Source organism: Spirillospora sp. NPDC049652, from assembly GCF_040675125.1.
Classification (GTDB): Bacteria; Actinomycetota; Actinomycetes; order Streptosporangiales; family Streptosporangiaceae; genus Spirillospora.
In genome coordinates, this window is sequence record NZ_JBFAOF010000419.1 from 1 (window position 1) to 5,881 (window position 5,881).

The 5,881-nt window shown below is 75.8% G+C and carries 4 protein-coding genes; 3 read left to right on the top strand and 1 reads right to left on the bottom strand.

Going from position 1 to position 5,881, the window contains the following annotated elements; all coding sequences use genetic code 11:
• A partial coding sequence (locus AB0J52_RS23940) for a nucleotide disphospho-sugar-binding domain-containing protein (RefSeq protein ID WP_500184288.1) occupies window positions 1–959 on the bottom strand: 959 nt, incomplete at its 3' end.
• Window positions 960–1,176: 217 nt separating this feature from the next.
• Here AB0J52_RS23940 and AB0J52_RS23945 point away from each other — a divergent pair.
• From AB0J52_RS23945 to AB0J52_RS23955, 3 genes are read left to right on the top strand one after another with little or no spacing between them, the layout of a single operon-like run.
• Window positions 1,177–2,832 (top strand): nitroreductase family protein, encoded by a 1,656-nt coding sequence (locus tag AB0J52_RS23945; protein ID WP_500184289.1) that lies wholly within the window; start codon window positions 1,177–1,179, stop codon window positions 2,830–2,832.
• Complete coding sequence (locus tag AB0J52_RS23950; protein WP_500184291.1) at window positions 2,829–4,142, top strand: acyl-CoA dehydrogenase family protein; 1,314 nt, start codon at window positions 2,829–2,831, stop codon at window positions 4,140–4,142. Before AB0J52_RS23945 ends, AB0J52_RS23950 begins: the two co-directional genes overlap by 4 nt.
• Window positions 4,135–5,796 carry a class I adenylate-forming enzyme family protein gene (locus tag AB0J52_RS23955; protein WP_500184292.1) on the top strand — a complete coding sequence of 554 codons (1,662 nt, stop codon included), beginning with the start codon at window positions 4,135–4,137 and terminating at the stop codon, window positions 5,794–5,796. The genes AB0J52_RS23950 and AB0J52_RS23955 overlap by 8 nt, the downstream gene beginning before the upstream one ends.
• The last annotated feature ends 85 nt before the right edge of the window (window positions 5,797–5,881 follow it).

Here is a 5,881-nt window from a genome sequence, read left to right on the forward strand (position 1 = left end):
GCGCCCACGTGCACGACGGCGGCGCAGGTCGGCAGCAGCGCGTTCATCGGGACGAAGTCGACCGTCCGGACGTTGTCCGGCAGCTCGGCGGTCTCGCCCTCGGCGGGCACCAGCGTCGCGACGACCTCCACGTCCAGCTCGCCGAGGGCCTGCAGCGTCTTGGTGGGGATCGGGTCGAAGCCGTGGTAGCCGCGCATCGAGATCCCCGCCGTCACCGCGACCCGGGGCCGCTCCGGCGGTTCGCGCAGCCAGTCCGGGATCGCGGCCGGCCCGTTGTACGGGACGTACTGCACCGGCACGGTCGGCAGCCCGAGCGGGAGGCGCATGCTCGGCGGCGACTGGTCGAGCGTGTGCTGCCCGGTGACCAGCTCCTCGTCGAAGGACGCGCCGAACCGTCCGGCCGTCTCGGCGAGCCACGCGCCGAGCGGGTCGTGGCGCTCGGCCTCCGGCTGCTCGGCGAGCCGCCGCAGGAAGCTCTGCCGCATCCGGACCAGGACGTCCGCGCCCCACAGGAACCGCACGTGCGGGATGCCCGCGGCGCGGGCGGCGACGGCCCCGGCGAAGGTGAACATCTCCCAGACGATCAGGTCGGGCCGCCACTGCCGGGTGTAGGCGACCAGGTCGTCCACCATCGGGTCGTTGAACACCTTCGCGGAGTAGATCGTCGCCTCGTCCATGAAGCGGACGAAGTCCGGGTAGGCGACCCCGTCCGGCTCGATCAGGACGTTCGCGACCCGCCCGGCCCAGCCCTCGTCGTCGGACTTCTCGACCAGCACCTGGTCGAAGCTGTGGTCCCGGCCCACCGTCACCGACGGCAGCCCGGACCGGACGACGGTGTCGGCGAGCGCGGGCTGGCTCGCGACCCGGACCTCGTGCCCGGCGGTCCGCAGCGCCCAGGCCATCGGCACCATCTGGAAATAGTGGGTCCGTTCGGCGTAGCTGACGAAGAGCACCCGCATAAAACCCTCCTGAATAGTGGACGGTCTTATTCTGCGTCGCCGCGCAGGCCCGGTCTTCTCGCGGATTGCGCGGCTCCGGGCCGGTGTTTCACCTGCTCGGAACCGGTACGGGCGGCCGCATTCTCGGAGATGCGCGGCCCGCCCGCCGTGCCGATGATGGGTAGCGATCTTCGATGATCCGGCCTGTCGCGGTAGACGGAGAAACGAGCGGTATTCAATGCGACCTCAGCTCCATTCGAAAAGCCCGCTGCTGGATTTCTGGGAGTCGACCCGGCTGAGCGAGGTGGACGCGTTCCCCGAGCCGGCCGGCGGCGCGCCCGGCGCGCCCGGCACGGCGGGCGGCGGGACGGTCCTCGCCGGTCCCGGCGACACCGCCCAGGAGTTCCGGACGGCGCTCGCCGTCGCGCTCGGCCGCGGCTGCGGCCGGCGGCCCGGGACGGTCCTCGCCAAGGACGGCACGTTCGTCCAGGCCCGCAGCACCCCGTCGGCGGGCGCGCTCTACCCGTTCGAGGTCCTGGTCGGCCTGGCCCCCGGCGCGGGCGCGACCCCCGAGGGCGGCTGCCATCTGTACGAGATCGACGCCGACCGCCTCAGCCCCCTCGCCACCGCCCCGCCGGTCACCCTCGGCGAGCTGGCGGCCGGGGCGGGCATCGCCACGGAGGACGGGGCCCCGCCGCGCGCCGTCGTCACCTTCGCCGCGCGGCCGTGGCGCTCGATGGCCAAGTACGGGCGGCGCGGCTACCGCTACACGCTGCTCGACACCGGGCACGCCGCGGTCAACTTCGCGCTGGCGGCCCGGGACCTCGGCCTGGAACCGACCGTCCACCTGCGCTTCCACCGCCAGTGGGTGGCCCACGCGCTCGGCCTCACCGGCACCTGCCGCGAGCCCCAGGTCGTGGTGACGATCGCGGGCACGTCCCGTCCGGCCGCGGGCGGAGCGGTGGACGGGGCGACGGGGGAGACCGGCGAGGAGCCCGGCGTGCGTCCGGTGTGGCTGGACCGGCACCAGGCGCGCCTCGACCCGCCGGACGACGCCGAACGGCGCGACTTCGAGGCGCTGCGGGACATCAGCCTCGCCTACGGTCCGGCCGCGTCCCCGCTGCCCGGATCGTCCGGCTCGCTGTACGCCGTCCGCGCGCCCGGCGCCGGTGGAAGCGAAGTGTCGCTGCCGCCCGTGCCGCGCGGAGGCGGCGGGCACGCGCAGGCCATGGCGCGGCGCGAGTCCGTGAAGGGCTTCCTGCCGGAACCGGTCGGCCTGCCGGCGCTCGCCCGCCTGCTGGACGGCCTGGACGCCCCGCTGGACGGCGACTTCACCGAGCCCGGGGTCGGGGTCGGCGTCCGGCTCGTCGTCCGCGACGTGACCGGCCTCCCGGCGGGCGCGTACGCCTACGGGCCGGACGCCCGCGCCCTGCTTCCGGTCGGCCTGGGCGAGGTGACCGAGACGGACGTCCTGGAGACCCTCCAGCGGCAGGCCGGGCTGCGCCACGCGGCCGTGCTCGTCCTGCTGCACGCGCCGCTGTCGCGGGTGCTGCGCGAACTCGGCCGCGCGGGCCTCGCCGAGACCCACTTCCACGCCGCGCACGTGGCCCAGCGCCTCTGCCTCAACGCGGCCGGGGACGAGGACACCGAACCGGTGGGCGTCACCTGCGTCGGCGGCTTCGACGAGGCGCACGGCGCGCGGCTGGGACGGCTGTCCCACGACGAGGAGATCGTCTACCTGGTCGCCCTCGGCGTCCCCGACCCCAACGCCCGCAAGACCGACCGCGACGCGATCGCCTACAGCCACGGCCGGACGACGGTGTCCGGGGACGAACCGTCCGGGCCGTCCGGGTTGCCCGGCATCGCCCCGACCGGGCGGGAGGCCGCCGCATGACCACCCACGAGACGCTGACGACGGCCGACGCGGTGACCTCGAAGGACCTGCCCGGCGTCCAGATGACGGACGGGATCGCCGGGCTGGCGACCGGGGCGACGGCCGGACCGCCGCTGACGGAACGCCACCGGGAACTGGCGCGGACGGCACGCGAGCTCTTCACGCCCGAGCGCCTGGCCGAGTGGCGGGACGGCCCCGACGGACCGCTGACCGAGCGGGCCTGGCGGGACATGGCCCGCCACGGCCTGCTGGGCGTGTCCCTGCCCGCCGAACTGGGCGGCCAGGGCCTGGGGTTGCTCGGAAGCCTCGTGCTCGGCGAGGCGATGGCGCCCCTCGGGGACGCCGGGATCCTGCTCGCGGCGCACGTCCACAACGACGTCGCGACGCGGTGGCTCGCCGACGCCGAGCCCGCCCTCCGCGACCGCTACCTGCCCGGCCTGCTGGACGGGACGTCCAGCGCCTGCCAGGCCGACACCGACCCGTCCGCCGAGGAGCCCACGACCGCGCGGCGCGACGGTGACGAGGTCGTCGTCCGGGGCGCGAAGCGGTACGTGATCAACGGCGCGGGCGCGCGGCTGTGCTTCGTGAGCGCCCGGCTGGGCGGCGGGACGGCGCTGGTCCTGGTGCCGAAGGAGACCCCCGGCGTCCGCGTCGCGCACGTCTACGACAAGCTCGGCACCCGGTCGGCCGACTCGGCGCGGATCGAGTTCGACGACGCGCGCGTCCCGGCCGACCACGTCCTTTCCCGGGGCGGCGTGGGGCAGTTGTTGCGCTGGAACCGCGTGATGTCCCGGATGCGGTACCTCATCGCGTTCGACGCGTACCTGCTCCACCGGCGGCTGCTCGACCACATCGTCCGGCACGTCACCCACCGCACGCTCGGCGGACGGCCGCTGGGCGACTGGCCCGCCGCCGCGCACCCCCTCGCCCGCGCCCGCGCCGACCAGGAGCTCATGGCCGCCGGGCTGGCCGGGCTGCTCGGCCGCCTGGACGGCCCGGCCGTGCCGGTCCCCGAGGTGGCGGAGCTGAAGTGGTTCTGCGTGGAGCGGGCCTGCGACCTCGCGCGGCTGTGCTGCGACCTGGAGGGCGGCGCGGGCTACATGTGGGACAGCCCGTCCCTGCGCGCGTACGCGCAGCTGCGCGGCCTGCGGATGGCGGGCGGCAGCCAGACCACGATGCTCACCCTCGCCAACCACAGCTTCGCCGGCCGCGCCGAACTGGCCGGCCTGGACGATCCGTCCGCTCCGGACGAGCCGCCGCGCGTTCCCGTCCCGGCGGACGTCCCCGAAGGGAGGCGCGACCATGCCTGAGCCCCGCACCGGAACCAGGCCGGACCCCCGGGCCGGCTCCCCGTCCACGGCCCGGCCGGGCGACCCGGCGGCGGCCGATCTCCAGGCGGCGACCGATCTCCGGGCAGCGGCCGATCTCCCGGTGGACGCCGTGGGAGCCGCCTGGCTGGACGCCGCCGAGCCGGACGGCGGCGCGGCGGGCGGGTACGTGCGGCTCGACGCGATCGTCCGCGAGGCGTGCGCGCGGTTCGGGAACCGGACGGCGCTGCGGCAGGGGACCGAGCGGCTCACCTACGCCGACCTCGGCGGCGCGGTCGCGCGGCTCGCGACCGCGCTGGACCGGGCGCTCGCGTCCGGTCCCGAACGCGACCGGGTGGCCGTGTGCGCGCGCAACAGCATCGACTACGTGCTGTCCTACCTGGCGCTGCTGTCCACCGGACGGGTGCCGTTCCTGGTGGACGTCGCGTTCGGCCGGACCGAGATCGAGGCGATCAGGACGGGCTGCGGCGTGACCGCCTTCCTCACCGACGCGTCCGCCGCGGGCGACTTCCCGCTCGGCGGCGAGGTGGCGCCGGTCGAGGGCAGCCGGCACGCGCTGGTCTCCCTGGAGGCGTCCGGCGAACCGCCCGCGCTGCTCCCGGACACGGCGGTGTGCCGGTTCACGTCCGGCACGACCGGGGTGCCGAAATGCCTGGAGTTCTCCGGTTCCGCGGTGCTCAGCGCCGCCCGCAACTGGGTCGCCGGCACCGGCCTGGACGGCCGCGACCGCACCCTCTGCCTCGCCGCCTTCACCAACGGGCTGGCGTTCAACACCTCGCTGCTGTCCAGCCTGCTGGTCGGCGCGGAGATCGTCCTGCACACCGGGCCGCCCACCTCCGCGCGGATCGCGCGCACGCTCGCCGACTCCGGCGCGACCCGGATGGTCGCGTTCCCGCTGGTCTACCGCACCCTCGCCGGTTCGGAGCTGTGCGCCGACCGGCTCGGCGGGCTCGACCTGGCGATCTCGGCGGGCGCGGAGCTGCCCGCCGCGACCCGGGCCCGGTTCGAGCACCGGTTCGGCGTCCGGATCGCCGACTACTACGGCGTCGCCGAGGCCGGGCCGTGCACGTTCGAGCGCGACCCCGAGTACCGGCGCGGCCTCGGCACCCCGCTGCCGGGCGTCACGCTGCGCCCCCGGCGGCGGCCGGACGGGGCGACCGAGATCCTGCTGCGCACCGCGTCCATGGCGAGCCGGTACCTGAACGCGCCGGGCGAGCTGGAGCGGCGGCTCGACCCGGACGGCTTCTACGCCACCGGCGACCTCGGCCACCTCGCGGACGGCCGGCTGTTCATCACCGGACGCGTCGCCGGGGTCATCAACCTCGCCGGACGCAAGATCGACCCGCACGAGGTGGAGGGCGTCGTCCGGACGATCGACGGCGTGCGCGACGCGGTGCTGTTCGCCGACGCCGACGCCGACGGGCAGACCGTCCTGCACATGGCGGTCGCCGGGGACCGCCCGCTCGCCCGCGCCGACGTGCTCGCCGGATGCCGGGGCCGCCTCGCGGCCTACAAGGTGCCGCAGCGCATCAGCTTCCTGCCCGAGATCCCGCGCTCGTCGGCGGGCAAGGTCCGCCTCAACGACCTCAAGGCCGCCGTCGCGGCCGCCGCATCCGAACGGGAGAGCACGCGATGACCGACGCGGACACCCGGACCGGCCCGCCCCGCGATCCCGCCGCCGGGCCTCCCGGCGGCCCCGGCACGAACCCCGCGGAGACGGA